This is a genomic window from Mycobacterium sp. BK086 (genome assembly GCA_004362315.1).
GTDB lineage: Bacteria > Actinomycetota > Actinomycetes > Mycobacteriales > Mycobacteriaceae > Mycobacterium.
Window position 1 is genome coordinate 229,545 of the sequence record SNWL01000008.1, and the last position, 26,993, is coordinate 256,537.

Annotated in this window: 25 protein-coding genes; 14 read left to right on the forward strand and 11 right to left on the reverse strand. The window is 66.8% G+C overall.

Annotation, left to right across the window (positions count from 1 at the left end; all coding sequences use genetic code 11):
• Window positions 1–9: 9 nt before the first annotated feature.
• Window positions 10–1,704: a DEAD/DEAH box helicase gene (locus EV580_RS27500; RefSeq protein ID WP_133695416.1), complete on the reverse strand. Its 1,695-nt coding sequence runs from the start codon at window positions 1,702–1,704 to the stop codon at window positions 10–12.
• A 213-nt stretch (window positions 1,705–1,917) separates the two neighbouring features.
• On the opposite strand from EV580_RS27500, the gene EV580_RS27505 reads away from it, so the two are divergent.
• A complete protein-coding gene (locus EV580_RS27505; RefSeq protein WP_133695418.1) occupies window positions 1,918–5,073 on the forward strand; it encodes an AAA family ATPase in 3,156 nt (1,051 codons plus the stop codon).
• A gap of 9 nt (window positions 5,074–5,082) precedes the next feature.
• On the opposite strand, the gene EV580_RS27510 is transcribed toward EV580_RS27505, so the two are convergent.
• A complete protein-coding gene (locus EV580_RS27510) occupies window positions 5,083–5,979 on the reverse strand; it encodes an SDR family NAD(P)-dependent oxidoreductase (RefSeq protein ID WP_133695419.1) in 897 nt (298 codons plus the stop codon).
• A gap of 101 nt (window positions 5,980–6,080) precedes the next feature.
• Between EV580_RS27510 and EV580_RS27515 the strand changes: the two genes are divergently transcribed.
• The 3 genes from EV580_RS27515 to EV580_RS27525 all read left to right on the forward strand — a co-directional run bounded on the left by EV580_RS27515 (window position 6,081) and on the right by EV580_RS27525 (window position 9,417).
• Window positions 6,081–6,638, forward strand: a complete 558-nt coding sequence (locus tag EV580_RS27515; RefSeq protein WP_133695421.1) for a TetR/AcrR family transcriptional regulator — start codon at window positions 6,081–6,083, stop codon at window positions 6,636–6,638.
• Window positions 6,639–6,818: 180 nt separating this feature from the next.
• A complete protein-coding gene (groL, locus tag EV580_RS27520; RefSeq protein ID WP_133695423.1) occupies window positions 6,819–8,444 on the forward strand; it encodes a chaperonin GroEL in 1,626 nt (541 codons plus the stop codon).
• Between the two features lie 139 nt (window positions 8,445–8,583).
• Entirely contained in the window at window positions 8,584–9,417 is an 834-nt protein-coding gene (locus EV580_RS27525; RefSeq protein WP_166654936.1) for an endonuclease domain-containing protein, read from the forward strand.
• A 66-nt stretch (window positions 9,418–9,483) separates the two neighbouring features.
• On the opposite strand, the gene EV580_RS27530 is transcribed toward EV580_RS27525, so the two are convergent.
• Complete coding sequence (locus tag EV580_RS27530; RefSeq protein ID WP_133695426.1) at window positions 9,484–9,852, reverse strand: pyridoxamine 5'-phosphate oxidase family protein; 369 nt, start codon at window positions 9,850–9,852, stop codon at window positions 9,484–9,486.
• Between the two features lie 72 nt (window positions 9,853–9,924).
• Between EV580_RS27530 and EV580_RS27535 the strand changes: the two genes are divergently transcribed.
• Entirely contained in the window at window positions 9,925–10,734 is an 810-nt protein-coding gene (locus EV580_RS27535; protein WP_133695428.1) for an SDR family NAD(P)-dependent oxidoreductase, read from the forward strand.
• Here EV580_RS27535 and EV580_RS27540 read toward each other — a convergent pair.
• Window positions 10,723–11,286, reverse strand: coding sequence for a carboxymuconolactone decarboxylase family protein (locus EV580_RS27540; protein ID WP_133695430.1), 564 nt, complete (start codon window positions 11,284–11,286; stop codon window positions 10,723–10,725). The two genes, EV580_RS27535 and EV580_RS27540, sit on opposite strands and share 12 nt — an antisense overlap.
• Window positions 11,283–13,007: an N-acyl-D-amino-acid deacylase family protein gene (locus EV580_RS27545; protein WP_133695431.1), complete on the reverse strand. Its 1,725-nt coding sequence runs from the start codon at window positions 13,005–13,007 to the stop codon at window positions 11,283–11,285. Before EV580_RS27545 ends, EV580_RS27540 begins: the two co-directional genes overlap by 4 nt.
• 35 nt (window positions 13,008–13,042) lie before the next feature.
• On the opposite strand from EV580_RS27545, the gene EV580_RS27550 reads away from it, so the two are divergent.
• The 7 genes from EV580_RS27550 to EV580_RS27580 all read left to right on the forward strand — a co-directional run bounded on the left by EV580_RS27550 (window position 13,043) and on the right by EV580_RS27580 (window position 18,478).
• Complete coding sequence (locus EV580_RS27550) at window positions 13,043–13,420, forward strand: VOC family protein (protein ID WP_133695433.1); 378 nt, start codon at window positions 13,043–13,045, stop codon at window positions 13,418–13,420.
• A 107-nt stretch (window positions 13,421–13,527) separates the two neighbouring features.
• Window positions 13,528–14,631, forward strand: coding sequence for a hypothetical protein (locus EV580_RS27555; RefSeq protein ID WP_133695435.1), 1,104 nt, complete (start codon window positions 13,528–13,530; stop codon window positions 14,629–14,631).
• A gap of 27 nt (window positions 14,632–14,658) precedes the next feature.
• Entirely contained in the window at window positions 14,659–15,168 is a 510-nt protein-coding gene (locus tag EV580_RS27560; protein ID WP_133695437.1) for a mycothiol transferase, read from the forward strand.
• 44 nt (window positions 15,169–15,212) lie between these two features.
• Window positions 15,213–15,716, forward strand: a complete 504-nt coding sequence (locus tag EV580_RS27565; RefSeq protein WP_133695439.1) for a phosphatase PAP2 family protein — start codon at window positions 15,213–15,215, stop codon at window positions 15,714–15,716.
• 59 nt (window positions 15,717–15,775) lie between these two features.
• A complete protein-coding gene (ppk2, locus tag EV580_RS27570; RefSeq protein ID WP_133695441.1) occupies window positions 15,776–16,633 on the forward strand; it encodes a polyphosphate kinase 2 in 858 nt (285 codons plus the stop codon).
• Window positions 16,634–16,661: 28 nt separating this feature from the next.
• A complete protein-coding gene (locus EV580_RS27575; RefSeq protein ID WP_133695443.1) occupies window positions 16,662–17,501 on the forward strand; it encodes a hypothetical protein in 840 nt (279 codons plus the stop codon).
• 2 nt (window positions 17,502–17,503) lie between these two features.
• The gene (locus EV580_RS27580) at window positions 17,504–18,478 is read left to right on the forward strand and encodes a DUF2889 domain-containing protein (protein ID WP_133695444.1); all 975 of its coding nucleotides are present in this window, start codon (window positions 17,504–17,506) and stop codon (window positions 18,476–18,478) included.
• On the opposite strand, the gene EV580_RS27585 is transcribed toward EV580_RS27580, so the two are convergent.
• On the reverse strand, window positions 18,465–19,361 hold the full coding sequence (locus tag EV580_RS27585) for a crotonase/enoyl-CoA hydratase family protein (protein WP_133695446.1): 897 nt from the start codon (window positions 19,359–19,361) through the stop codon (window positions 18,465–18,467). The genes EV580_RS27580 and EV580_RS27585 overlap by 14 nt on opposite strands.
• Window positions 19,362–19,447: 86 nt before the next feature.
• On the opposite strand from EV580_RS27585, the gene EV580_RS27590 reads away from it, so the two are divergent.
• Window positions 19,448–20,497 carry an NAD(P)H-dependent amine dehydrogenase family protein gene (locus tag EV580_RS27590; RefSeq protein ID WP_133695448.1) on the forward strand — a complete coding sequence of 350 codons (1,050 nt, stop codon included), beginning with the start codon at window positions 19,448–19,450 and terminating at the stop codon, window positions 20,495–20,497.
• A gap of 1 nt (window position 20,498) precedes the next feature.
• Here EV580_RS27590 and EV580_RS27595 read toward each other — a convergent pair whose 3' ends face one another.
• The 4 genes from EV580_RS27595 to EV580_RS27610 all read right to left on the reverse strand — a co-directional run bounded on the left by EV580_RS27595 (window position 20,499) and on the right by EV580_RS27610 (window position 24,824).
• The gene (locus tag EV580_RS27595) at window positions 20,499–20,834 is read right to left on the reverse strand and encodes a hypothetical protein (protein WP_133695449.1); all 336 of its coding nucleotides are present in this window, start codon (window positions 20,832–20,834) and stop codon (window positions 20,499–20,501) included.
• Complete coding sequence (locus EV580_RS27600) at window positions 20,831–22,357, reverse strand: putative alpha/beta hydrolase (protein WP_133695451.1); 1,527 nt, start codon at window positions 22,355–22,357, stop codon at window positions 20,831–20,833. Before EV580_RS27600 ends, EV580_RS27595 begins: the two co-directional genes overlap by 4 nt.
• Window positions 22,354–22,653: a DUF2563 family protein gene (locus EV580_RS27605; protein ID WP_133695453.1), complete on the reverse strand. Its 300-nt coding sequence runs from the start codon at window positions 22,651–22,653 to the stop codon at window positions 22,354–22,356. The genes EV580_RS27600 and EV580_RS27605 overlap by 4 nt, the downstream gene beginning before the upstream one ends.
• A gap of 155 nt (window positions 22,654–22,808) precedes the next feature.
• A complete protein-coding gene (locus EV580_RS27610; RefSeq protein ID WP_133695455.1) occupies window positions 22,809–24,824 on the reverse strand; it encodes a prolyl oligopeptidase family serine peptidase in 2,016 nt (671 codons plus the stop codon).
• A gap of 35 nt (window positions 24,825–24,859) precedes the next feature.
• Between EV580_RS27610 and EV580_RS27615 the strand changes: the two genes are divergently transcribed.
• Window positions 24,860–25,153 carry a ribosomal protein L7/L12 gene (locus tag EV580_RS27615; protein ID WP_133695456.1) on the forward strand — a complete coding sequence of 98 codons (294 nt, stop codon included), beginning with the start codon at window positions 24,860–24,862 and terminating at the stop codon, window positions 25,151–25,153.
• A 6-nt stretch (window positions 25,154–25,159) separates the two neighbouring features.
• Here EV580_RS27615 and EV580_RS27620 read toward each other — a convergent pair whose 3' ends face one another.
• Window positions 25,160–26,980: an NAD(P)/FAD-dependent oxidoreductase gene (locus EV580_RS27620; RefSeq protein WP_183507589.1), complete on the reverse strand. Its 1,821-nt coding sequence runs from the start codon at window positions 26,978–26,980 to the stop codon at window positions 25,160–25,162.
• Window positions 26,981–26,993 lie beyond the last annotated feature (13 nt).

Sequence of the window (26,993 nt, forward strand, 5' to 3'; positions counted from 1 at the left end):
GTATCGGGTTTAGGACGAGGTGAGTCCGCGAACGGCCTCGATGCGGGCCTTGAGCTGATCGGTGGTGGCCGCCGCCACCGGAGGGCCGCCGCAGACCCGGCGCAGCTCGTTGTGGATCTGCCCGTGCGTCTTGCCGGTGCGGTGATGCGCCAGCGACACCAGCGCGTTGAGTTCGCGGCGCAGGTCCCGCAGCTGGCCGTGGGTGGTCAGCCTGGGCATTTCACCACTGGCCGTACGCTTTTCGATCTGCTCTTCTTGCCTGCGCCGCAACAGATCTCGCATCGATTCGGCGTCCAGGAGACCCGGGATGCCGAGGTAGTCGGCCTCCTCGTCGCTACCCGCGGGCGTCGCGGTGCCGAACGACGACCCGTCGAAGATCACCTGATCGAGCTCGGCGTCGGCGCCGAGGTACTCGATCTTGTTCTCGCCCTCGTCGGGCTCGTCGCGGTTCTGCTTGGCCAGCTCCGCTTCGAGGGGGTCGTCGTCGAGGTTCTCCCGGTGCGGCTTGCCGAGCACGTGGTTGCGCTGGGCTTCCATCTCGCTGGCGAGCAGCAGCAGGTTGGGTACCGAGGGCAAGAAGATGCAGGCGGTCTCGCCGGGCCGCCGCGACCGTACGAACCGGCCGATCGCCTGGGCGAAGAACAGCGGTGTCGAGGCGCTGGTGGCGTAGACACCGACGGCCAGCCGCGGCACGTCGACGCCCTCGGACACCATGCGCACGGCCACGAGCCAGCGCGAGGTGCTCGCCGAGAACTGCGAGATCCGATCCGAGGCGCCCTTGTCGTCGGAGAGCACGACCGTGGGGGCCTCGCCGGTGATCTTCAGCAGCAGATCGGCATAGGCGCGGGCCGCGGTCTGGTCGGAGGCGATGATCATGCCGCCGGCGTCGGGCACGTGTTCACGAAGGCCGCGCAGGCGGATGTCGGCCGCGGCGATCACGGCCGGCATCCACTCGCCGGCCGGGTTGAGTGCGGTCTTCCACGCCCGCGCGGTCTGCTCGGCGGTCAACGGCTCGCCGAGCCGGGCCGCGTGCTCCTCGCCGGCGCTGTCGCGCCAGCGGGCCTCGCCGGAGTAGGCCATGAACATGACCGGGCGCACGACACCGTCGGCCAGCGCGTCGGAGTAGCCGTAGGTGTGGTCGGCCTGCGAGCGGGCGAAGCCGTCGGGCCCGGTCTCGTAGGTGATGAACGGGATCGGGCTGTCGTCGCTGCGGAACGGGGTCCCGGTCAGCGACAGCCGTCGGGTCGCGTCGTCGAACGCCTCCCGGATGGCGTCGCCCCACGTCTTGGCGTCACCGCCGTGGTGGATCTCGTCGAAGACGACGAGGGTCTTGCGGTTCTCGGTGCGCACCCGGTGCCGGGTCGGGTGGCTGGCGACCTGGGCGTAGGTGACGACGACGCCGTGGTATTCCGCGGAGGTCTGCGAGTTGGAGTTCGAAAACTTGGGATCCAGCGAGATACCGTGCCGGGCGGCGGCCTGAGCCCACTGGATCTTGAGGTGTTCGGTCGGGACCACGATGGTGATCGATTCGACGGTGCCCTCGGCGAGGAGCTCGGCGACGATTCGCAGAGCAAAGGTGGTCTTCCCGGCGCCGGGGGTCGCGACCGCGAGGAAATCGCGTGGTTTGGCGGCCAAGTACTTGACCAACGCCCGCCGCTGCCAGCCCCGCAATGCCTGGGTGCTGGGCGCATCAACTGCCCGCACCCCTGGGACTCCTCTCCGGTCGAGATGGACTCTAGCCCAAGCACATCCGCTTGCGCATATCGATCCGGCGTGTCGGCGGACCCGAGAAAGTTCTCGGCGTCGCGTCGATATTCACCCGGCCCGTCGGGTGCGTCAATTGACCCGTCGCCAGTGCTCGACCGCCTATGCTTGGCGGGTCGGGTGCCCGGGGGTCCCCGGGTTGGCGGTGCTGACATGACGGCGGCAGCTTGCGTGGCGTGCGGTACAACGCTGCGCGAGTCCGCGAAGTTCTGCGACGAATGCGGCGCGGCCGTGCCGGCCAGCGCCGCTCCCGCCGAGTACAAACAGGTGACGGTGCTGTTCGCCGATGTCGTGCACTCGATGGACATCGCCGCGGCGGTGGGGGCCGAGCGGCTTCGCGAAATCATGACCGCACTGGTCGATCGCGCCGCACGGGTCGTGCAGCGCTACGGGGGCACTGCCGACCAATTCACCGGCGACGGCTTGATGGCCCTGTTCGGCGTCCCAGTCGCGCTAGAGGATCACGCGTTTCGCGCCTGCTTGGCCGCGCTGGAGGTTCAGGAGGAATCGAAGGTCCTTGCCGAGGAGGTTCGCCGACGCGACGGTGTCGAGCTACAACTGCGGATCGGGCTGAACTCCGGCGAAGTGATTGTCGGCCAGCTCGGAGCGAGCCCATTCGGCCGTACTGCGGTCGGCGAGCAGGTTGGGATGGCGCAGCGCATGGAGTCGGTTGCCCCACCCGGCGGGGTGATGTTGAGCCAGTCGACAGCGCGGCTGGTCGAGCACGGCGCCATCTTGGACGGCGAAGAAAAGGTCCGCATCAAAGGTCGTGACAGTCCGGTTCTCGTGCGCCGGCTGCGCGGAGTCAGTGCGCAACGCGGCGACACCGGCCGGCAGGAGACCGCGTTGGTCGGGCGTGGGCAGGAGGTCGCCACGCTGACCGAGATCCTCGACCGGGCGATCGCGGGAACCGGTGGCGTCGTGGGGATCGTCGGCGCGCCCGGAATCGGCAAGAGCCGGCTGGTTCGCGAGACCGTGGCACGGGCCAACACGCGTGGTGTCGCGGTGTTCTCGACCTTCTGCCAATCTCACACGCGCGATATCGCGTTTCATGCCGCGGCGGGGCTTTTACGCGCGGTCTTCGACACCGATGGTCTACCTGGGGGCGCCGCGCGCGAACGAGTGCGCACGCGCCTGCCCGATGCCGATGCCGAGGATCTGGTTCTGCTGGACGACCTGCTGGGTATTCGTGAGGCTGACGTCGAGCCGGTCGTGATCGATGCTGATGCCCGACGTCGGAGGCTGACCCGCTTGATCAGGTCTGCCGCGCTGGCACGCCGCACGCCGACTCTGTATGTCATCGACGATGTCCATTGGCTCGATGAGGCCAGCGAATCGATGCTCGAGGAATTCGTCTCGGTGCTTCCTCGGACGCATTCACTGGCGCTGTTCACTTATCGGCCCGAGTATCACGGAGCGCTGGCGCGCACGGCCGGCTCGCGGACCATCAGCATCGTCCCGCTCGACTCGTCGGACACCGCAGCGCTGACAGCGGCGCTGCTCGGTGAGCACAGATCGGTCGCCGGGCTCATGTCGCAGGTCGCCGAGCGCTCCGGCGGTAACCCGTTCTTCACCGAGGAGATCGTGCGCGATCTCGTCGAACGTGACGTGCTCAGCGGGAGCGCCGGCTCCTACATCTGCCACCTCGACTCGGCGCATGTGACGGTGCCCGCCACCGTCCAAGCCACCATTGCGGCCCGCATCGACCGCCTCGGCCGCGCGGCAAAACGCACACTGCACACGGCAGCGGTGATCGGTTCCCGGTTCGTACCCGATCTGCTCTCCCGGGTGGACGGGCGGTCGGCGCTTGCCGAGCTGGTCGATGCCGATCTGGTCGACCTCGTTCCCGGGTCGCCGCATGGTGAGCATGCGTTCCGGCACCCGTTGATTCGCGCGGTCGCCTACGAATCCCAACTCAAAGCTGACCGTGCGGTGTTGCATCAACGCGTGGCCGAGGCGATCCAGCAGGACGATCCTGCGGCGGACGACGAGAACGCCGCGCTGATCGCCGGCCACCTCGAAGCTGCTGGGGACGTGCGCGCCGCGTTCGACTGGCACATGCGCGCGGCGGGCTGGCTCATGACCCGTGACATCCGCGCCGCCAAGACGAGTTGGCAGAAGGCCCGTGATGTCGCCGACCAACTGCCCGCCGACGAGCCGGGCCGCCTCCCGATGCGGATCGCCCCGCGCACGCTGCTGTGCGGCTTCGCGTGGCGTGCCGGTGGCGAAGCGAGTGTTGCCGACACCGGCTACGACGAACTGCGGGAACTCTGTTTGGCGGCCGGCGATCAGATGTCATTGGTCATGGGCACCTCAGGACTGCTGGTTGCGATGGGCCTCAACCATCGACTCGCCGAATTGCAGTCGCTCACACCGGAATACATTCGCTTGCTCGAGTCGACGGGTGATCCTGCACTGCTGTTGCTCTCGAACTGCGCGACCTTCGGTGTATTCCAGGCAGGCGCTATCGCCGGGGTGATGCCGCTGTTCCAACAAGCAATCGACGCTGCGGACGGCAACCCCACGCTCGGCAACTTCTTCTTCGAATCGCCATTGGCGTGGGTGACGACGCTGCGCGGGCTGGCTCGGAGCAGCCTCGGCGACCCGAACTGGCGGGACGATCTGCGCGATGCGCTGACGATGGCACGCGAGGTGGGCGGCATGACCCAGGCCTCGGTCGTCACCTACGGCTATGGCGTTGCTCTCCTGAACGGCACCCTGGTGCCGGACGCGACGACTTTGGAGCATTCCGCTTTCGCTCTGGACGCCGCGGAACGATCCGGCGACGACGTGTCACTGGCCTGGTCGCGAGTCAGCCACGGCATCATGCTGATTCGTTCGCGCGACGGCGACTCCGCAGGCGGGCTCGAACTGCTCAGGACCGGTCGCCGGCAAGCGGCGGGTCATGCGGATCTGCTCACGGTCACGATGGCCGACGTCCAACTCGCCGAGTGTGAAGCGCGCAGTGGCGACCTGGATGCGGCCATCGAGATCGCGGCGCCGACGGTCGCGCATTGCTTCGCTAGTGGCGAAGCCATCTTCCGCGGACCCGCGGTTGCCGTACTGGCGGATGCGCTGTTGAGCCGCGGAACCGCGCAAGACATGCAGGACGCCCGGAATGTGGTCGACCGGTTGGCCGCGAGCCACGCGGATCCGGGCTTTGTGTTCTACGAGCTGCCGCTGCTGCGGCTGCGCGCCCAGTTGGCGCGCGTCCGTGGCGACGAACAGGCATACCGAGAACTCGCGGACCGCTATCGGGCGATGGCGACGTCCGCCGGCTTTGAAGGGCACATCGCGTCGGCCCGTTGACCGAGCCCGTCAGCCGACCGGGTACACCACGCCCGTCAGATCTTCGGACACCTGCCACAACCGCTGCTGAGTCTTGACGTCGTAGGACTTCTTGTTGGACGTCACCAGCTTCGGGTAGCCCCGCATCTGCAGAATCCCGCCGGGCCCGTAGTACTGCCCGCCCCGCACGCCCGGGTCGGTGGCGGCGCGCAGCGTCGGTAGCGCGCCCATCTCCGCGTCCTGAACGGTCAGGCCGAAGCCCCATTCGATCGCCTTGGGCAGGTTGCGGCCCAGCTCGGTGGCCGAGCTGCCCGGGTGGGCGGCGGTGGCGATTGTGTCGGTGCCGGCCAGCCGCTTCTGCAGTTCATAGGTGAACAGCAGGTTGGCCAGCTTGGCCTGGCCGTAGGCGCCGGCACGGCTGTAGCTGCGCTCGGACTGTAGATCGTCGAAGTTGATGCTGCCGAAGCGGTGGCCGTTGCTGCTGACCGTGACGACCCGCGAGCCCGGTGTCGCGAGCAAGCGGTCCAGCAGCAGCCCGGTGAGCGCGAAGTGGCCGAGGTGATTGGTGCCGAACTGCAGCTCGAACCCGTCCTGGGTGGTCTGCTTCGGCGTCATCATCACGCCCGCGTTGTTGATGAGGAGGTCGATGCGGTCGTGGCCGGCCTTCAACTCGTCGGCGGCCGCGCGGACGGACTCCAGCGAGGTGAGGTCGAGTTCCTGGACGGCGACGTCGGCACCCGGGTAGCGGCGGGCGATCAGATCGGCCGCGGCCTTGCCCTTGTCGAGGTTGCGGACCGCGAGCACCACACGGGCGCCCTTCGACACCAGCGCGCGGGCGGTCTCGTAGCCGAGCCCGGTGTTGGCGCCGGTGATCACGGCGGTGCGGCCGGTCTGATTCGGAATGTCGTTGGCAGTCCACGCGGCCATCAGGGCCTCCTCGTCTAAACTCGATAAACGGAGCGCGCGCCCCGGTTTCTTCGACTATACGGAACGTGCGCCCCGCTTTGTCAACGCGTGAGAGGTGTGAGGTGGGCCTGAACTGCCGGCCGCTACGAGCCGATGCCGCGCGCAACCGCGCCCGGGTGCTGCAGGTTGCCTACGACGTCTTCGCCGAGCAGGGCCTGGCGGTGCCGATCGACGAGATCGCCCGGCGGGCCGGCGTCGGCGCGGGCACCGTCTACCGCCATTTCCCGACCAAGGAAGCGCTGTTCGAGGCCGTCATCGGCGACCGGGTGCGCTTGGTCGTCGAGCGGGGACGAGAGCTGCTGGCCGCCGACCCGTCCACCGCACTGTTCGAATTCCTACGCGAGATGGTGCGATCAGGTGCCGCCGACCACGGGATGGTCGAGGCGCTCGCGAGCTACGGGATCGACCTCGACTCCGCGGCGCCGGGAGCCGAGGCGGAATTCCTCGCGGTGCTCGGCGAGATGCTGGTGGCGGCCCAGAAGGCCGGAGCCGCGCGGGCCGATATCGGGCTGGCCGAACTCAAGGCACTGCTGGTCGTCTGCAAGAGCGGCCAAGAATACGGCGACGACGTCGCCGACCGGATCACGAACGTCATCGTGGCCGGTTTACGCGCCGGGTGAACGGCTGATCCACTTCTTGCACTCGCCCAGGCCGAGTGCTAAAAAGGTCTTTGGCACTCCCGACCGGTGAGTGCTAGGTCGGGACGGTGAGATCGAAGCCGAACACAGCTGCGATCGTCCGTCGCGGGCACTGCGTCCGGCCAAGAACGTGTAACCCCCAACCGGAGGATTCACTTCGCAATGTCCAAGATCATTGCTTACGACGAAGAGGCCCGTCGCGGCCTCGAGCGGGGCCTGAACAGCCTCGCCGACGCGGTAAAGGTGACGCTGGGCCCCAAGGGTCGCAACGTCGTCCTGGAGAAGAAGTGGGGCGCCCCCACGATCACCAACGATGGTGTGTCCATCGCCAAGGAGATCGAGCTGGAGGATCCCTACGAGAAGATCGGCGCTGAGCTGGTCAAGGAAGTTGCCAAGAAGACGGACGACGTCGCTGGCGACGGCACCACCACCGCCACCGTTCTGGCTCAGGCCCTGGTTCGCGAAGGTCTGCGCAACGTCGCTGCCGGCGCCAACCCGCTCGGCCTGAAGCGCGGTATCGAGAAGGCCGTCGAGAAGATCACCGAGACGCTCCTCAAGAGCGCCAAGGAGGTCGAGACCAAGGACCAGATCGCTGCCACCGCCGGAATCTCCGCGGGCGACCAGACCATCGGTGACCTGATCGCCGAGGCCATGGACAAGGTCGGCAACGAGGGTGTCATCACCGTCGAGGAGTCCAACACCTTCGGGCTGCAGCTGGAGCTCACCGAGGGTATGCGCTTCGACAAGGGCTACATCTCGGGTTACTTCGTGACCGACGCCGAGCGTCAGGAAGCGGTCCTCGAGGATCCCTACATCCTGCTGGTGTCGTCGAAGGTTTCGACCGTCAAGGACCTGCTTCCCTTGCTGGAGAAGGTCATTCAGTCGGGCAAGCCGCTGCTGATCATCGCCGAGGACGTCGAGGGCGAAGCCCTGTCGACCCTGGTGGTCAACAAGATCCGTGGCACCTTCAAGTCTGTGGCCGTCAAGGCTCCGGGCTTCGGTGACCGCCGCAAGGCCATGCTGCAGGACATCGCGATCCTGACCGGTGGCCAGGTTGTCAGCGAGGAGGTCGGCCTCTCGCTCGAGACCGCTGACGTCTCCCTGCTGGGCCAGGCTCGCAAGATCGTCGTCACCAAGGACGAGACCACCATCGTCGAGGGTGCCGGTGATTCCGACGCCATCGCCGGCCGGGTGGCCCAGATCCGTGCCGAGATCGAGAACAGCGACTCCGACTACGACCGCGAGAAGCTGCAGGAGCGCCTGGCCAAGCTGGCCGGCGGTGTTGCGGTGATCAAGGCCGGCGCTGCCACCGAGGTGGAACTCAAGGAGCGCAAGCACCGCATCGAAGATGCCGTGCGCAACGCCAAGGCCGCTGTCGAAGAGGGCATCGTCGCCGGTGGCGGCGTGGCTCTGCTGCAGTCGGCTCCGGCTCTCGACGAGCTCTCGCTCTCGGGTGACGAGGCCACCGGCGCCAACATCGTGAAGGTTGCGCTGTCGGCTCCGCTGAAGCAGATCGCCTTCAATGCGGGCCTGGAGCCCGGCGTTGTCGCCGAGAAGGTCACCAACTCTGCACAGGGAACCGGCCTGAACGCCGCGACCGGTGTGTACGAGGACCTGCTCAAGGCCGGCGTCGCCGACCCGGTGAAGGTCACCCGCTCGGCGCTGCAGAACGCGGCGTCCATTGCGGCTCTGTTCCTCACCACCGAGGCCGTCGTTGCCGACAAGCCGGAGAAGGCCGCCGCACCTGCGGGCGACCCGACCGGTGGCATGGGCGGTATGGACTTCTAAGTCCAAGATTCGAAGAAGCCCCGGCGTGCTCCGCACGCCGGGGCTTTTCGTTATCCCCACTGTGCGCCTCATGCACAGATATCGGCCAAAACCGCTGCACCGCAAGCACAGTCGCGGCGACCACGACCATGGTGTGGGCGTGCAACCCTTCATCGGAAGTGCCGCGGTGCGCCGCGGTGACATCACTCGAAATGCGCTTGCCCGTCATCACAGAGCGATCTACCGCGACGTTTACCTTCCTCGCGACGTCGAGCTGACGGCGCTGCTGCGGGCGCGGGCAGCCTGGCTGTCGACCGGTGCGACGTTATGCGGCTTGTCGGCTGCGGCGGCGTTCGGCACGAAGTGGCTCGATGCGTCGGCGCCCGCGGAAATCATCCGGGACACTCGGCATGCGCCGGCTGGCATCGTCGTCCACTCCTGGCGCCTGGCGCCCGATGAGACATGTCTGGCCGGAAGCATGACCGTCACGACCGCGATCCGTACCGCGTTCGACATCGGCCGGCACTTGCCGCCGGATCGAGCGATTCCAGTTCTGGACGCTTTGGCGAACGCCACCGGCCTCAGACCCTCCTCGGTGCACGCAATGGCGGACCGGTACCCGGGTGCGCGCGGAGTATCTCGGCTGCGCCGAACCCTCGAACTGGTCGACGGTGGCGCGGAATCTCCACAGGAGACCAGGCTTCGACTGCTGATCGTGGGCGCTGGGCTACCGACGCCTGAAACCCAGATCGCATTCCGCGACTTGCATGTTCGTGTCGACATGGGATGGCGCGAATGGCGGGTCGCCGTCGAGTACGACGGTATTCAGCACTGGACTGATCGCCGGCAGCGGGCCTGGGACCTCGAGCGGGTTGCCCTGTTGGAAGCTGCTGGCTGGGTCGTCGTCCGCGTCAGCGCGGACATGCTGTCACGACCGAAGGTCGTCGTCGAGCGCATCACGGCCAAGCTCCGGGCAGCAGGTTGCCCGATCTAGAGCCGAGTGTGCTGCTCCTGCAGAGATTTTCGCGAATTCGCGAGCATAGGGCGCACAGTCGGATGCCTAGCTGAGCGGCACGCAATCGTCGCCGCAGCCTGAGGCAGTCGGAACGTTGGGCTGCGCCGGCCGGTGCAATACGGCGCGCTGCGGGATCACGTGCAAGGAATCGTCGGTGAGCTCTCCTCGACCGTCGACGATCAGGCTATAGCCGCCAGGTTGGGCCGGCGGCCACAGCAGCGTGGCGTCGGGATGGCCGCAGATATTGCGGCGTGTGCTGTTGCCGACCGCGCCGACGTCGAGGACGCCGTTCGTGAGTTGCGCATTCACTGCAACGGTGTGGGCACGGTGGTCGTCGCCCACGGTGATGAGGTAGCCGATCGGGTAGTCGCCCAGGGTACCGGCGAGCTGATCGAGATCGACCTTGATGCTCATGGGCTGACGATACTGCGGCTCATCCACCTGAGCGTTGGGAATGCCACACCGTGCCCTAGGGTTGCCAACCAAATGCCGCTGCCTACGCCATCACCCACGTCCACCGCCGTCGTCACCGGGGCATCCTCCGGAATCGGCGCCGACCTCGCCCGCGAACTCGCATCACGCGGTTACGGCGTCACCCTGGTCGCCCGCCGCGAGGACAAGCTCAAAGAGCTCGCCGCCGAACTCGCCGACCAGGTACGCGTCGAGGTCATCGCGTGCGACGTCGCCGACCCGGCTGCTCGCGCCGGTCTGTTCGACGAGATACAACGGCGCGGCCTGACCGTCGACATCCTGGTCAACAACGCAGGCATCGGCACCATGGGTGCGGTCAAGGACGCGTCGGTCGACGACGAGATCGCGCAGGTCCGCGTCAACGTCGAAGCCGTTATCGACCTGACGACCCGCGCCGTGCAGCAGATGGTGCCGCGCGGTCGTGGTGCGATCCTCAATGTCGGCTCGACGGCCGGCTTCCAGCCGTTCCCCGGCCAAGCCGGGTATGCGGCGACCAAGGCCTTCGTCCGGTCCTATACCGACGGGGTGCGCGCGGAGTTGGCAGGCACCGGTGTCACCATCGCCACGCTCAACCCGGGTCCGGTGCGCACCGAATTCCTTCAGGCTGCCGGCATGGACGAGCGGACGTTCGCCGATGCGTTCCCGAAGTTCATGTGGGAGCCCTCGCGCGCTGTCGCCAAGGCCGGTATCGACGTGCTCGACCAGGACGGCGGCAGCGTGATTCCCGGTCTGGCGAGCCAGGTTTCGACGCGGATCTTCCAGGTGTTGCCGAAACGGCTACTCCTGCCGTTACTGGTCAAACAGCATCCGGCGCTACGACGCTGAACCCGGCCACGCACGCATCCAGCCCTCGACCGGCAGGTCCAGCCCGTTGCACAGGGTGCACACCGTGCGGTACCAGCCGACCGCGATCAGCAGCTCCATCCGCTGCTCGTCGTCGAAATTCTCGCCGAGCGCGGCCCAGGTCTGCTTCGACCACGACCCGGTGCGCTCCAGCTCGTCGACCGCCACGATGAGCGTGCGCTCCTCGGGACTCCACCGCGGATCGGTGGCGTCGCCGACGGCCAGCGCGTCGGCCTCGTCACCGGACACGCCCGCGATCGGTCCCCAGAACGCGGCCTGCCCACCCCACTCATAGGCGCACCGCACCAACCCGCAGATGCGCAGGATCGCAATGGTCCGGGCGCGCGGTGGCAGCCGGGTGTCGACGTACAGCGACTCACCCATCTTGCGCAGCTTGCGGGCCATGTCGGGGTGACGTTGTAGGCAGCGCACCAGCAGCAGTGGCTCATACGTCCGATCGGGGTGACCCCAGCTGCCGATGTCGGTGGCATCCTCGGGGCTCCACGGCTCGGCCAGCGGCGCAACGCGACTCACAGCGCGGGCGCCGGTTGACGACCGCGAATCAGCTTGCCTGGCCGTGCCGATGTGGGCACGCCATTCTCGGAGATCACCTCACCGGCGACGATCGTCGCCACGTAACCGTCCGCGGTTTGGTCCAGACGCCGCCCGCCGGCGGGCAGATCCGACTTGACGGTCGGCTGATGCAGCCGCAGCGCGTCACCGTCGATCACGTTGACGTCGGCCTTGTAGCCCACCGCGAGCCTGCCGCGGTCGGCCAGTCCGGCGATGCGGGCGGGTGTCGACGTCAGCTCCTGGATCACCCGTTGCACCGAGAGCCGGCCGGACTCCCGGTCGCGCACCCAGTGCGTCAGCATGTAGGTGGGAAAGCTTGCGTCGCAGATCATTCCGTAGTGAGCGCCGCCGTCGCCCAGGCCGAGGACGACGTCGTCGCGCTGGATCAGTTCGGCGACCGTGTCCAGTGAGTTGTCGCGGAAGTTGGCCAGAGTGACCAGCAGCATGGCGTGACCGTCGTCGTCGAGCAGCCGGTCGTAGGCCTCCTCGAGCGGGCTGACGCCGCGGGCGCGGGCCCGTGCCCCGATCGAATCCTCCGGCGAGGGTTCGTAATTCGGCGGATCGCCGAGCGGGTACATGTAGTCCCACGCCTGAGCGGCGAACATCAGCGGATGCCCGTCGCTGGCCGGGCTGTCGTTCAGGATGCGTTCGCGCACTTCGGGTTTGCGCATCTCGGCGACACGCTCGGCCAGCGGCAGCTCGGCGATCTCTCGGTACGCCGGGTACATGACGAACGGGTTGCCGGACAGGTCGAGGCCGAGCACCAGTCCGATCGGGCGCGGGAAGATCTGTCCGGTGACATCACCGCCGTTGGCGTTGGCCTTCTCGACCATGCGCAGTGCGTCGAGGTGGATCGGCGGGCCCGCGTTGCCGATCGCGAGTGTGAACGTCACCGGCAGACCCACGTCCGCGGCGACGTCGAACACCGCGCTCAGCGCGCCTTCGTAGTCGCCTGCCATCAGATCCGGCACGAACTGCAGCAGGCCGCCGCCGGCGTCGTCGACACCCCTGGCGATCGCCTCGATCTCCTCGTACTGCGCTTCGTAACTCGGAATCGGTTGTCCGCCAGAGGTTTTGTGCAGGGTCAGCCGGGAAGACGCGAAGCCCAGCGCGCCCGCCCGAATCGCCTCCTCGGCCAGCTTGCGCATCAAGGCCAGATCCTCGGTGGTGGGGAGTTCGCGGTCGACGCCGCGCTGCCCCATGACATAAACCCGAAGGGGGGAGTGCGGCAGGAATGCGGCGACATCGATGTCCCGCTGCCGCGAATCCAATGCGTCGAGGAACTCGGGGAACGTCTCCCAGCTCCACGGCAGTCCGTCGACCATCACGACGCCGGGGATGTCCTCGACACCGGCCATGACATCGACGAGGACGTCGTGATCTTCTGGGCGGCACGGCGCAAACCCGACGCCGCAGTTGCCCATCACCGCGGTCGTCACGCCATGCGCCGACGACGGCGTCATTCGGTCCGACCAGATCGCCTGCCCGTCGTAGTGGGTGTGGAGGTCGACGAAGCCCGGCGTGACGAGCAGCCCGGTGGCGTCGATCTCCCGGTCACCTGTGCCGTCGACGGTGCCGACCGCGGCGATGACGCCGTCGGACACGGCCACGTCACCGGGGTAGGGCTCACCGCCCAGGCCGTCGACGATCGTGCCGTTGCGGATGACCAAGTCGTAACTCATGAGCTCAGGTTACGACGCCTGTCAGGATGGCAGCTGTGATCGATCACTTCGGAATCAACTGCAGCGACTGGGCCAAGTCGAAGGAGTTCTACGACGGCGTGCTCGGTGTGCTCGGCTACACGCGTCAGATGGACTTCGATGTCGCGATCGGCTACGGCCGTGACGGCAAGCCGGACTTCTGGATCGCCGACGCCTCGGCGGGCGAGGCGTCCGGCCCCAACCGCGAAGTGCACATCGCGTTCGCGGCGGCCGACGTGGACGCGGTCAAGGCCTTCTACGACGCCGCACTCGAACTCGGGGCCGAGTCGCTGCATGCGCCGCGGCTGTGGCCCGAATACCACCCCGGCTACTTCGGCGCCTTCGTGCGCGATCCCGACGGCAACAATGTCGAGGCCGTCTTCCACGGCGCCTAGCTGTCGTGGGGGCGACCTCCCCGAATTTATTGACGACGATGCAACCGGCCGCGCTAGTCTGTGGGTGGCCTGTTAGTTAGCTGTCAAACAACAATCGGGGGATTGTCATGACGGCAACCGTTTATCCGCACACGAGGCTCGCGTCGGCTCTGTTGGCGGCGGGCGTGGTCGCCGCGTCGCCGCCGTTGGTTCAGGTCGCGGAGCGGCCTGCGCCGGTTGTCAGCTTCGCTGCCGTACAACCGGTGTCGGTGGTGACCGATGTGCTGCAGAACCTGGGAGACGCCGTCTCCGGCGTCACCTGGGTGCTCGGCTCTCCGATCTACGGGTTGCTCTCGCTGCCGTTCAACGCCGTGTACGCGCTGACGACAGCCGTCAAGGATCCAGCGTTGATCCCCAGCGTGCTGAGCTACCTCACCCAGATCTACCTGAACCCGGACTCGGCCAGCGGTGGCCTTGCCTACGGCGTGAAAACCGGGTTGTCGGAGATCGCTGCCACGCTGCCGAACCCGCTGGGAACCTGGACCACGGGGACGCTGAACACGCTCTCCGGCCTGGTCGACAGCCTGTTCACCGCGTTCCCCGACCCCACGCCGGGCGGAGACGTGTTCGAAGATCTCGCCTTCATCAAGGCACCTGGCCGCGCGTTGTGGGCCGTTCGGCAAGCGCTCGTCGCGCCGGTCGAGGCTCTCGCCGACGTGATCACGTGGCTCGGCTACCTGCCGGCCACGCTCGAGGCGACGCTGGAGTCGGCGATCCGCGACCCCGCTGAGATTCCCGGCCTGTTCAGCAATGTGGTGCGTAGTGTGCTCGACCTCAATGCCGGTGTTCTCGGGTGGGTGCTCGAGGACCTCGTCCGTCCGTTCCGCTATCTGCCGGTCCCGATCGGGGACGACCCGGCGAATGTCTATTACGGCATGGCCAGCCAGTTCTTCAGCGCGCAGGCGGACAACATGGAGAAGTTGTTGGATGCGCTGCTGCCGGTACCGGTGACACCGACGCCGTTCAAGAAGGCGGCGGCGCCGAAGGGTGTCGACAAGAAAGCCGCCGCCGACGCGGTGAGCACCACGGGTGCCAGGCGCGCCGATACCGGTGTGAGCGCACGCGGCCGCACGACGGTGAAGGACGCCCGCAAGGCTCCGTCGACCAGCGTCAAATCCAGCGATACCAAGGCTGGATCCCATCGGGTAACCCGGCGGTCGGGCGCCGGGTAGGAGTTGCCTGGGCGTACGTTGGCGGGCATGACGATGGATGCCGCACGCGAACTCTTACGGGACTCCTTCACCCGCATCATCGAGCATGTCAACGACCTCACCGACGATCTGACCGACGAGGTCTCGTTCTTCCGGCCGACCGCGACGGCGAACAGCATCGCCTGGTTGATCTGGCACAGCGCCCGCGTTCAGGACGCCCAGCTCGCCGACATCGCGGGAACCGATCAGGTGTGGTTCACCGGCGGCTGGGTGGACCGCTTCGACCTGGATCTGCCCCGGGACGCCCATGGCTACGGACACACGCCTGAGGACGTGGGTAAGGTCCGCGTTCCCGCCGACCTGCTTGCCGGCTACTACCACGCGGTGCACAAGGCGACTCTGGAATACATCGCCAGCGTCACCGCCGAGGAGCTCGCCCGCGTGGTCGACACAAACTGGAATCCGCCTGTGACAGCGAGCATCCGGTTAGTCAGCATCATCGACGACTGCGCTCAGCATCTGGGCCAGGCGGCCTACGTACGGGGCATCGCCCGCTGACCACCCACGCGGTCCGGTGGTGGCCGCCCATCGGCATCGCCGCGATGGCGCTGCTGGGCTGGGCGGTGGGTGCCGGGTCGACACCGATCGACGACTGGTTCCAGCGCGCCCACGGCAGCGTGCTGGGGTGGCTGCTGTTCTTCACCGACCAGCGCACGGTCGCGGTGATTCTGATCGGTGCGCTGATGCTTGCCGGCTACCGGCAGCGGTGGCTGCTCGCCGTCCTCGTCGTCGTGACTCCTGGTGCAGCCGTGTGGCTTTCGCGGATTCTCAAGGACTGGTTCGGCCGCGAGAAGGGTGGTGCGGTGGCGTACCCCAGCGGGCATACCACGCTGATGGTCGTCGCGTTGGGAATGCTGATCCTGGTCGCCGGTGCGCGGCTGTACATCGTTGTGGCCGCGACTTTTTGGGGAGTGCTGGGGATGCTCGGCCAGGCGGTGACCTACCACTACTTCACCGACGCCATCGGGGGCCTCCTGCTGGGGAGTTCGCTGGTGTGTGCGGCCGCCGCGACACTGCAGTCCGCCCGCACCAGAGCACACGACTGACGAGCCGTCGTTCACCGCGACGTCACCTCGGGTTTGCCTGCCGCTGATAATTTCCGGCCGTGTCACTCGAAAGCCATGGTTACTCGATCTTCGACGACGACGATGACGACCCGGTGCTGCTGGATGCCGCGGGTCTGGCCGTCGACACGTGGCGGGAGAACTACCCGTACGACGCGCGGCTGACCCGCACCGAGTACGAGGAGCAGAAGCGCCTCCTGCAGATCGAACTGCTGAAGCTGCAGAAGTGGAGCCAAGCCAACGGGCTGCGGCACGTCTTCGTGTTCGAGGGGCGCGACGCGGCGGGCAAGGGCGGCACCATCAAGCGCTTCATGGAGCACCTCAACCCGAGGGGCGCGCGGGTCGTGGCACTGGAGAAGCCCACCGAGAAGGAAACCACCCAGTGGTACTTCCAGCGCTACGTCAACCACCTGCCCGCCGCGGGTGAGATCGTCATGTTCGACCGGTCCTGGTACAACCGCGCCGGCGTGGAGCGGGTCATGGGCTACTGCACGCCCAAGCAGCACGCGGAGTTCATCCGGCAGGCACCGCTGTTCGAACAGATGCTGGTCAACGACGGCATCAGCCTGACCAAGCTGTGGTTCTCGGTGTCCTCGAGCGAGCAGCGCACCCGGTTCACCATCCGTCAGGTCGACCCGGTGCGGCAGTGGAAACTCTCGCCGACGGACCTGGCGTCATTGGACAAGTGGGACGCCTACACCTCGGCCAAAGAGGACATGTTCGCCTGGACGGACACCGAGATCGCCCCGTGGACCGTCATCAAAAGCAACGACAAGAAACGCGCGCGGATCAACGCGATGCGCCACGTGCTGAGTAAGTTCAACTACGAGAACAAAGACCATGAGGTGGTCGGCCAGCCCGACCCCTTGATCGTGGGCCGCGCAACTCACTCCGACTAGACCTGCGCGTCCCCGCAGAGGAGGACGCGTGCGGTTCGCGACGACGCTACTGCTGTGGCTCGTCACGACGCTCTTGCTGGCCCTCGCCCTGCCCACGGCGTGGGCGCAACAACACCTGGTCGACGAAGACGGCTATGCGGCGTTGGCGCAGAAGGCGGCCACCGATCCCGGGTTGCAGTCGGCGATGTCCTCGCAGTTGACGACGCAGGTGGCCCGCCTGGGTACCAGCGTGAACACTCAGACCGTGAGTCTGGTCGCGGCGGCCTACACCTCGAACTCCTCGTTCCCCGGTCAGTTCGCCCAGGCGAACCGCTTCGCGCACCGATGGTTGTTCACCGACACGATTCGCTCCAGCGTGGACTCACAGGGCCGCTGGGTGATCGACATCGCGCCGATGCTCTCCGACGCGGCGTTCAAGGAAACGCTGTCCGACTACAACATCACGGTGCCGACGACGGTGCCGATTCCGCTGACCGACAACGCTCCATCGGTGCTGCGGCCCGGCGCGTTGCGACTCGTGGGCACCTACGGGCCGTGGGTCAGTGTCGGGTTGGCAGTGCTCACCGGAGTACTCGCGTTGCTCACCCTGTTCGTCGCCCGAAGCCGCGGCAAGATGCTGGTGGGCTTGGGGGTGTCGGCCCTGTTGGTCGGTGCGGCCGGTTGGGCCGCAATCGAATTCGGCCGAAGACGGCTGAACGCGGTGCTCGACAATTCGTCGGGTGACATCAGGCGGATCGCCGACGTACTGGTCGGCACGGCGCAGAACAGCATGCATCAGTGGCTGAACATCACCCTGATCGTCGGCGGTGGCCTGGTGATCATCGGCGTGATCGTGTCACTGCTGGTGAGCCTGGCGAAGTCGAGCTAGCCATGCCCTTCGTCACCGATATCGTCGGCCCCCAGCATCCCGTCACCGAGTGGCCACCGCTGCGTCCCGGAATGCTGCGCAGGGCTACCACGATCGACACTCATCCGCAGGACTCGCACCGCGCCGATGCGCAGCTGCGTGCCCGTGACACACGGGCAGGCTCGTCCGGCATCCTCGAAGTGCTCGACGACGTCGTCGTCCTGGCACGGCTGACCGATCACGTGATCGATGAAATCAGTGGCGGTGATCCACGATTGGGCCGATTGCTGGGTGCCCGGGTGGGCGGGGGTTTCCGCGCGATCGTCAGGGATCTGCTGGGAAGCGACACCATGCGTTCGCCCGCGCTGTACCTCCTGCTCGACGACTGGGTCGGCGCATCGCTGGTGACGGGTTACGGCGCGCATCACGCCGATCTCACCGGCGGCGTCGAGTGGCCGATGTCGGATGCCATGTCCGATCACCTGGCAGGTGTCTGTTCGGGCTTCGCCCCCGACGCGTCGGCCGTCGACTTCAGCCGGCGCAATATGTTGATGCCGTGCGTGCGTGGGCCGCTCGCGCCGCCGCTTGGCGGCGACGGCATGCCGCCCGGGGAGCCCCTCCGGCCGCACGGTATGCGCCGGATGCGCAGGCTGGACGTATCTCCGAACGGCGCGACGGCGGCGTTTGACGCACACTTCCGGGATTCCCACGCCGACGCTGACGGCATCGAGACCGTCGTGCATGAGTACACCGTTACCGGCGAGATCGACGCTGCCACGCAATCCATTTCGCATCTGACGGCAGAGGCCAGGGTGCTTCCGTGGCAGGAGTGCCCTGGTGCTCTGGCCAGTGCGCAGCGGATCGCCGGGATGGCGGTGGCCGACGTGCGCGACCACATCCGCACCGAGTTCACCGGGATCTCGACCTGTACCCATCTCAACGACACCCTTCGGTCGCTGACCGACGCGCAGGCGCTGCTCGCGGCTAGGGCTCGATGATGTGCGACGGGTCGGGCCGCCGCTCGGGCGGGGCCTGGCTGTAGTCACCCCACGGCCCGTCGCGCAGCTCGACGGCCGCGCGGACGCCCTGTGCGCCTGCAGTATTGATGAAGTCGAGAGCTTCGGGGGTGTTGCGCATCAGTCCGTCGAGAATGCCGCCCAGAGTCTGCGTACTGGCCAGGCCCATGTTCTCGTAGGCCTGGTTGACGATCATCTTCTGAGCCTGCAACTGTGACAACGGGATTCGTGCCAGATCAGCGGCGATCTCGGCCACCCGCGCCTCCAGTCGCTCGAAAGGCACCGCCTCGTTGATCAGCTCGATGTCGGCGGCCTCCCGCCCGGTGAGCGGGCGCCCGGTCAGCGAATGCCACTTGGCCTTGCTGAAACTGAGTCGGTAGAGCCACATTCCGGACAGGTAGGCGCCCCACATCCGGCTGTACGGCGTGCCGATCATCGCGTCCTCGCTGGCGATCACCAGATCGGCAAGCAGCGCATAGTCGCTGGCGCCGCCCACACACCAGCCGTGGACCTGTGCGATCACCGGCTTGGTGGCCCGCCAGATTGCCATGAATTTCTGGGTCGGGCCGGTCGCGCGCCCACTGACCATGGCGAAATCCTTACCGGGGTCCCAGCGGCCATCGGTCATCATCGACTCGCCCCAGTGCTGGAATCCGCCGCCGAAGTCGTAGCCGCCGCAGAAGGCGCGACCGGCGCCGCGCAGCACGATCACCTTGATCGAGGGATCGTGTTCGGCCAGCCCGATCGCGGCCTCCACCTCGTCGGGCATGGGCGGCACGATCGTGTTGAGGTGTTCGGGGCGGTTGAGCGTGACGGTCGCGACGGGGCCATCGGTCATGTAGAGCACGGTTTCGAATGTGGTCATACGTCCAATTAACGGTCTTGGACACCGGCCAATTCAACGGGCACAAATTGAAGGTATTACCGAATGGCTTACAGTACGATCACCCCGTGCTGCGAGTCATCCAGTGGGCCACCGGTTCGGTCGGTAAGCATTCCGTCGCGGCCGTCCATCGCCATCCCGACCTCGAGTTGGTCGGAGCCCTGGTCTACAGCGATGCCAAGGCGGGCCGCGACGTCGGCGAGCTGAGCGGGATCGGTCCGATCGGCGTGCAGGCCACCAAGGATCCAGACGAGATCGTCGCGCTCGACGCCGACTGCGTGCTGTACATGCCGCAGGGGGAGATGAATCCGACCGGGGCGGTCGACGACATCTGCCGGCTGCTGGCGTCGGGCAAGAACGTGGTCTCGACCGCGGTGACGGCCTTGATCTATCCGCTCGCGATGGGCCAGGAGGTGGTGGACCGGCTCAGCCAGGCCTGCGCCGAGGGTGGGACGTCGTTTCACGGCACCGGCATCGAGCCCGGCTGGGCCGCCGAGGTATTGCCACTGACGATGTCCGGATTGTTCGCGCGCATCGACTCGCTGCTGGTGCAGGAACTGATGGACTACACGACCTATGACAGCGCGCTGATGCTGTTCGACATCATGGGATTCGGGAAACGGCCCGACGAACCGGTGCCGATGGCCGACGCCGCGCTGGCCGGGGTGACGTTCCGAGCCCCGTTGATGTTGCTGGCCGACGGGCTGGGCGCGACGGTCGACGACTTCGTCTACCATCGCGAAATCGCGCTGGCCGCTGAGGCTTTCGACGTCAAGGCGGGCCGGGTGGAGGCGGGTACCGTTGCCGCGCAACGCTTCGGCTACACGGCCGTGGTCAACGGGCGACCCGCGATGACCGTGGAGCACATCACCCGCCTCGGCGACGAGCAGGCGCCGGAGTGGCCGACCGGGCGGGGGTGGAAGGTGACCGTCGAGGGGGAGCCGTCGATGGTGCTGGAATCCAAGATCGCCACCCACGGCGAGGACGAGACCGATCAGGGTTGCCTGGGCACGGCAATGCATGCGGTGCATGCGATTTCGCCGGTGTGCGCTGCCGCGCCCGGTATCCGGACGTTCCTGGATCTGCCGATGATCACCGGCAGGCACGTGCTGGGCTGAATCACTCGTCGTCGGCGGGAGCCAATGCCGGTGGTCGGTCGGAGCGAGGAGAGGCGCTGAACACCCGCCCGTTGATCTTGATGAACGTGGTCCACCGACCGGCGACGAAGAACAGCGCGACCGCGAGCAGGATCGCGGCGAACACGCCCTGCCCCCAGTTGGGCAGTTGCCACAGCAACACCGATACCGCGGCGATCGCGCAACACGTCCACCACACTCGGCGCTGAATCGCATCGGGCGACACGGTCGCCGACTTCCACAGCGGGAAACTGCTGAAGATCGCAGCGGCTGCGAGCGCGGCGATTGCGGAGAACCCGAAGATCTCTTGCACTCTCACCAGCTACCTCCGCCACCGCCTGCGGACCCGAATGCGGGGTCGAACATCGACCCGATACCACCGCCGATCTGCTCGCCGCCAAGCCCACCGACCACACTGGCCGCGACCACGATCGCCGCGGTGGTCCACGGCCCGGTGAACGAGCCGGCGATGGCCGCCGCGCCCCAGGCGGCCGCCGATCCACCTGCCACCCCGCCCACCGCGCTACCGAAGTCTTCGTTGCTGCCGCCGTTGGCCCGATCGTTGAGGGCGTCGACCAGTTGGATGACGTCGCCGACCTTTCCGACCTTGCCTGCGATATGGGCCCACTTCTCGGCATCGGCAGGTGACAGCAGATCTTCCAGTTTCGCGTGTCGTCCGCCGGGCACCCGCTCGCCGTAGGCTTCGACACCGTTGGCCGCCGGTCCGGTGTAGCCGGCCAGATCACTACCTTTGTTCACCATGTCGTTGAGCACCGCCTTGGCGCCGTCCTCGGACATGCCCTGGCTGGTCAGTGCGAACATCGCCTGCTTGACCGCGACGACCCGGCCGAACTGCTCGCCGTTGTCGAGCTGCTGGGTTGCCTGATCGGGTGTCATCGGCGGCAGGTTGTACAACCCGCCGTGTTCCAACTGTTGTTGCATGTCGAGTCGGCGCTGCGCCCGCGTGCGGGCATCCTCGCCGAGGATGGGGTCCCTGGGTAGTGGCCCGACGAAGTTGGCCATCCGGAAATCGTCGAGACGTTCACCGGCCAGCTTTCGCGCGTCGGGGTCGGCGCCTGGATTCGTGGCGGTGGCGAAATCGCGCAAACGCGCTGCGGCCGCGGCCTTTTCCGGCGTCATGGGCCCGCCGCTGTTGACCAGCGCCTCGTCCTTGGCGCGCTGGTTCGCGTCGTAGTACTCGGTGGACTCCCGTCCGCGTTCTTCCGGGCCGAGTTCACCGTCGCCGTCGACGTCCTCGATCCCCGCGGGGTCGTACCCATGCTCGACGCGCAGGTCGGTCAACGACGCTTCCAGCTTGGCGCCGTAGTCGTCGCGCAGGGCCACCACCTGCTGCAGCACCCCGGAGGTCGCGGCGATCGCGTTGTCCTCCAAGGCCGAAGTGTCCTGTTTGTTCTTCAGTGCCTGGTCGATCAGGGCGTCGATGTAGTGCAGCTGGGTGTTGAGGTTGTCCACCTGCATATCGGAAAAACGTTGTGCCTCAGCAAGGTTCGCGGCAATGGTCGAGAGGTCGGCGCCGATCGCCGGCAGCTGGTCGCGCTGGACCAGCAATCCGGTGGTGGCGCGCTGCACCTCGGCGCTGTCGTTGATCGGATGCTCGCCATTTTCGCGATTCCAGGACGCCTGGAACCGCGCCTGCGCCTGCGTGAATTCCGTGTAGGTCTCGGCCGTGCAGGCGCCGGCGTTGTAGAACGCCCGGCCCAGCTCGGCGATCTGCCCGGGATCACCACTCTGCAGCGTGGCGTCGACCTGCCACGGATCGCCACCGGCCTCGCCGATGAGGGCGCCGACGCTGATGTGGATCAGGCTCGGGTATTCGGTCACAGCACCGAACGCAGGGCCTCGGCGTTGCGCTCCTCCATGTCGACGAACACCGACGCGGTCTTGTGCCCCTTGTCGCCCAGCACCCCGAGACGGTTCTCGTGCTTGCGCAGCCGGTCGACGTGGTTGCTGTGCGCGGCGGTCAGCGCGCCGTGAAACGACTCCGCAGCCGGAAAATCGCCGAATATGCCCGAGGTCGGGTGGACCCGTGACAGCTGGTCAGCGCCCTCCATCGCGAACGAGGCCGCGTTGTATGAGCGGTTTGCACCCGACCGCATCTCATCGACATCGACCTGCACCGAACACCCCCTGGCGTGTTAGCTGTTAGCTCGAGGGTACGCGAAAGTAGGTGCTGGTCAATTCAGCAGTTACCACTGCGCGAGAACGCCACCAGGGTCGTGAATTCGACAATTTCGCAGCCCTGAAGGCGGTCTCGCGGCTCGGCTCTAGTCGATCAACCCAGCATGCGGTGCAGGAACGAGTAGCTCAACGCCGACTTGAACGCCGTCTGGGCATTGTCGGCCGCCCCGGCGTGCCCACCTTCGATGTTCTCGTAGTACCAAACCGGCTGCCCGGCCTGCTCCAGGGCGGCCGTCATCTTGCGGGCATGCCCCGGATGCACCCGGTCGTCGCGCGTCGACGTCGTGATGAGCACCGGGGGATAGCGCTTGTCAGCCGAAATATTCTGATACGGCGAGTATTCGGACATGAACGCCCAGTCCTGCGGATCGTCGGGATCCCCGTACTCGGCCACCCAGGACGCCCCGGCCAACAGCAGATGAAAGCGCTTCATGTCCAGCAGTGGCACCTGGCACACCAACGCGCCGAACAACTCCGGGTACTTGGTCAACATGATGCCCATCAGCAGACCGCCGTTACTGCCGCCCTGTGCACCCAACTGCGCGACGCTGGTGATGCCGCGGTCCACCAGATCCCGTGCGACCGCGGCGAAGTCTTCGGCCACCTTGTGCCGGCCTTCCCGCATCGCCTGGGTGTGCCAGGCCGGGCCGTACTCGCCGCCCCCGCGGATGTTGGCCAGAACGTAGGTCCCGCCACGTGACAGCCATAACCGTCCCAGCACACCGTCGTAACCCGGAGTGCGCGATACCTCGAACCCGCCGTAGCCGCCCAGCAGCGTGGGGGACGGGCCCTGGTTGTGTCTATGGCCGACAACGAAATAGGGGATCGCCGTGCCGTCGTCGGAGGTCGCGAAGTGTTGGTGCACCTCGAGGTCGGCGGCGTCGAAGAACGAGGGCGCCCTCTTGATCTCGGTGAGGTCGCCGCCGATCCGGCCGTGCAGAAGTCGCGATGGCGTGATGAAATCGCTGGATTCCATGAAGATTTCGTCACCGTCGGGGTCGGTGGCCACGACGACGGCGTTATCGCCCAGGCCAGGCACCGGCTCGCGCGTCCATGAACCGGGTGTCGCGATCTCCACGCGGGTGGCGACGTCGACGAGCGTCACGATCAGCAGCCGGTCCAGCGTCCACGAGTACTGGTGCAGGCTGCTGTGCTCGTCGGGTTCGAAGACCACCGCCAATTCCGCTGTGCCGCTCAAGAATTCCTCGTAGTTGGCGGCCAACAGCGATCCGGTTCGATACGACGCCTTGCCTGTCAGCCAGTCGCTGCGCAGCTCGATGAGCAGCCACTCGCGGTGCACCGACAAGCTTGCGTCGGTCGGCGCGTCGATGCGGACCAATTCACCCAAGCGGAGTTCATACACCTGGTCGTTGAAGAAGTCGACGGCTCGGCTCAGCAGCGTGCGTTCGTAGCCGGGGGTGCGGTCCACCGATGCGCCTACCGCCACATCGGTGACCGGCCCGGTGAACAGTGTCTCGGCGTCGGCCAGCGGCTGGCCGCGGTGCCACCGCTTGACGATCCGCGGATATCCGGACTCCGTCATCGAATCCGGTCCGAAGTCGGTACCCACCAACACCGTGTCGTGGTCTTCCCACGACAACCGCGACTTGGCCTCCGGCAGCTCGAAGCCGCCGGTCACGAATTCCCGAGTCGCCATGTCGAATTCGCGCACGATCGCGGCATCCGAACCGCCCGGCGACAGGCTGATCAGCGCCCGCGTGTGATCCGGCTCGATGACGTCGGCCCCGGCCCACACCCACTTCTCGCCGTCGGCGGCTGCCAGTTCGTCGAGGTCGAGGATGACATCCCAGTCGATGGTCTCCGACAGGTAGCTCTCGAGTGTGGTCCGCCGCCACAGACCCCGCGGGTTGTCCGCGTCGCGCCAGTAGTTGTAGAGGAATTCACCGCGACGGCGCACGTACGGGATCCGTGCGTCGGTGTCCAGCACCTCCAGTGCTTCGGTGCGCAGCTGCTCGAACGTCTCCCCGCTGAATTCGGCAACTGTCGGATCGTTGTGCTTGCGCACCCAGTCCAATTGTTCGTCGCCGGCGATCTCTTCCAGCCAGAGGTAGGGATCGGCGTCGGTCTGCTCGGGGTGCCTGTTCGTCACGCCCCCATTGTGCTCAATGCGACATACTGCCTCGCATGGGCATCTTCGGCCGGTCGGACAACGTCGACGACGTCGATGACGGTGGATTGCGGCGCCGGGTCGACGAGTTGGAACGTCGCGTCGCCGCGCTGGAGTGGGCGCTTCGCGGCGCGGGCGCGCCGCCCGCACCAACTCCGGCTCCGGCTCCCGCTGCCACCGGTCAGGTCAGTTCCGAAGTTCTGCAGTTGGCTCGTCAGGGAAAGAAGATCCAGGCCATCAAGGTGCTTCGCGAGCAGACAGGTCTGGGACTCAAGGAATCCAAGGACATCGTCGACGCTCTCGATCCCTGACCGACGTCAGCTCAGGTGGTGCACCTCTTGCAGGCCGTAGACGGGCGTGGGGAGTCCTTCGTGGCGGGCCTTCAGCTGTAGCGCCAGATACAGCGAGTAGTGCCGCGACTGGTGCAGGTTGCCGCCGTGGAACCACAGGTTGGGCTGCTGGGTCGGCTTCCACATGTTGCGCTGCTCGCCCTCCCACGGGCCGGGGTCTTTCGGGGTGTCGCTGCCAAGGCCCCACACCTTGCCCACCTTGTCGGCGACGTCCTGACCGATCAGGTCGGCCGCCCAGCCGTTCATCGAGCCGTAGCCGGTCGCGTACACCACGACGTCGGCGGGGAGTTCGGTGCCGTCGGCCAGCACCACCGAGTTCGCCGTCAGGTGGTCGACCTGTCCGTGGGCCAGCTTGATCCGGCCGTCGGCGACCATGTCGCAGGCGCCGACGTCGATGTAATAGCCGGATCCGCGACGCAGGTACTTCATGAAAAGCCCGGAACCGTCAGCACCCCAATCCAATTCGAATCCGGCGGCTTCCAGCCGGTCGTAGAACTCCTTGTCGCGCTCACGCATCTGGTCATAGAGCGGGATCTGGAATTCGTGCATGATGCGGTACGGCAGCGACGCGAACGTGAGGTCGGCCTTTTCGGTCGTCATGCCGGCGGCCAGTGCGCGCTCGGAGTACAGGTCGCCAAGACCGATGTCCATCAGCGAATCCGATTTGACGATGTGCGTCGATGACCGCTGCACCATCGTCACGTCGACGCCGTTCTCGTAGAGCGCCTTACAGATGTCGTGCGCCGAGTTGTTCGACCCGATCACGACGGCCCTGCGGCCCACGTAGGTGTCGGGACCGGGATGTGCCGACGAATGGTGCTGGTCACCGGTGAACACGTCCTGCCCCGGCAAGACCGGCACACTGGGCTTGCCCGACATGCCGGTGGCGAGCACCAGCTGGGTCGGACGCAGCGTCAGCCGCTCGCCGTCACGGTCCACCTCCACCGTCCATCGGCCGTCGGATTCGTCGAAGGATGCGGACAGGCACGTGGTCTTCGACCAGTACGGCACCTCCATCACGCGGGTGTAGAACTCCAGCCAGTCGCCGATCTTGTCCTTCGGGGCGAACACCGGCCAGTTCTGCGGGAACGGCAGATACGGCAGGTGGTCGTACCAGACCGGGTCGTGCAGGCACAGCGACTTGTACCGCTTGCGCCACTGGTCGCCGGGGCGTTCGTACCGGTCGACAACGATCGCGGGCACTCCGAGCTGACGCAGCCGCGCGCCGAGCGCGATCCCGCCCTGGCCGCCACCGACGACCAGTGCGTACGGCTGGACGGTGCGCCCGAGCTCGGCGTCCTCGGCGGCCTTCTTCTCCGCCCACGACCGCGGATCCGGGTCGTCACCGTGCACCGCACCCATCACGCGGCTGGGGCCCTTGCGCTCCTCGTGGCCCTTGAGCTCCTGCAGTGCGGTCAGCAGCGTCCATGCCTCATCACCCTTGAGCCGGAGATGGCCGACGCCGCGGCCCGCTCCGGTCTCGAATTCGATGAACGCCGATGTGACATCACCGTCGGCGGTGGGGGCTTCACGGGTGCGGAAGCCGGACGGGTCAGCATCGATGAGCTGGGATCCCAGCATCGCGGCGATCTCGTCACGGCCCTCCAGGGTCTTGATGTTCCAGGTGAAGGACACGAGATCACGCCAGAAGCTGTCGACGGCGAACATGCCGGCGACCCGATCGATGTCGCGGGCGGCCAGCGCGGCTTCGAAGCCGGCGAGCCAGGCGTCGACGCGCTGCTGCGGTGTCACATCCGAAGCGGTCTGAGGTTCGAGAGTGGAAGTCATGTGAGCCACACCA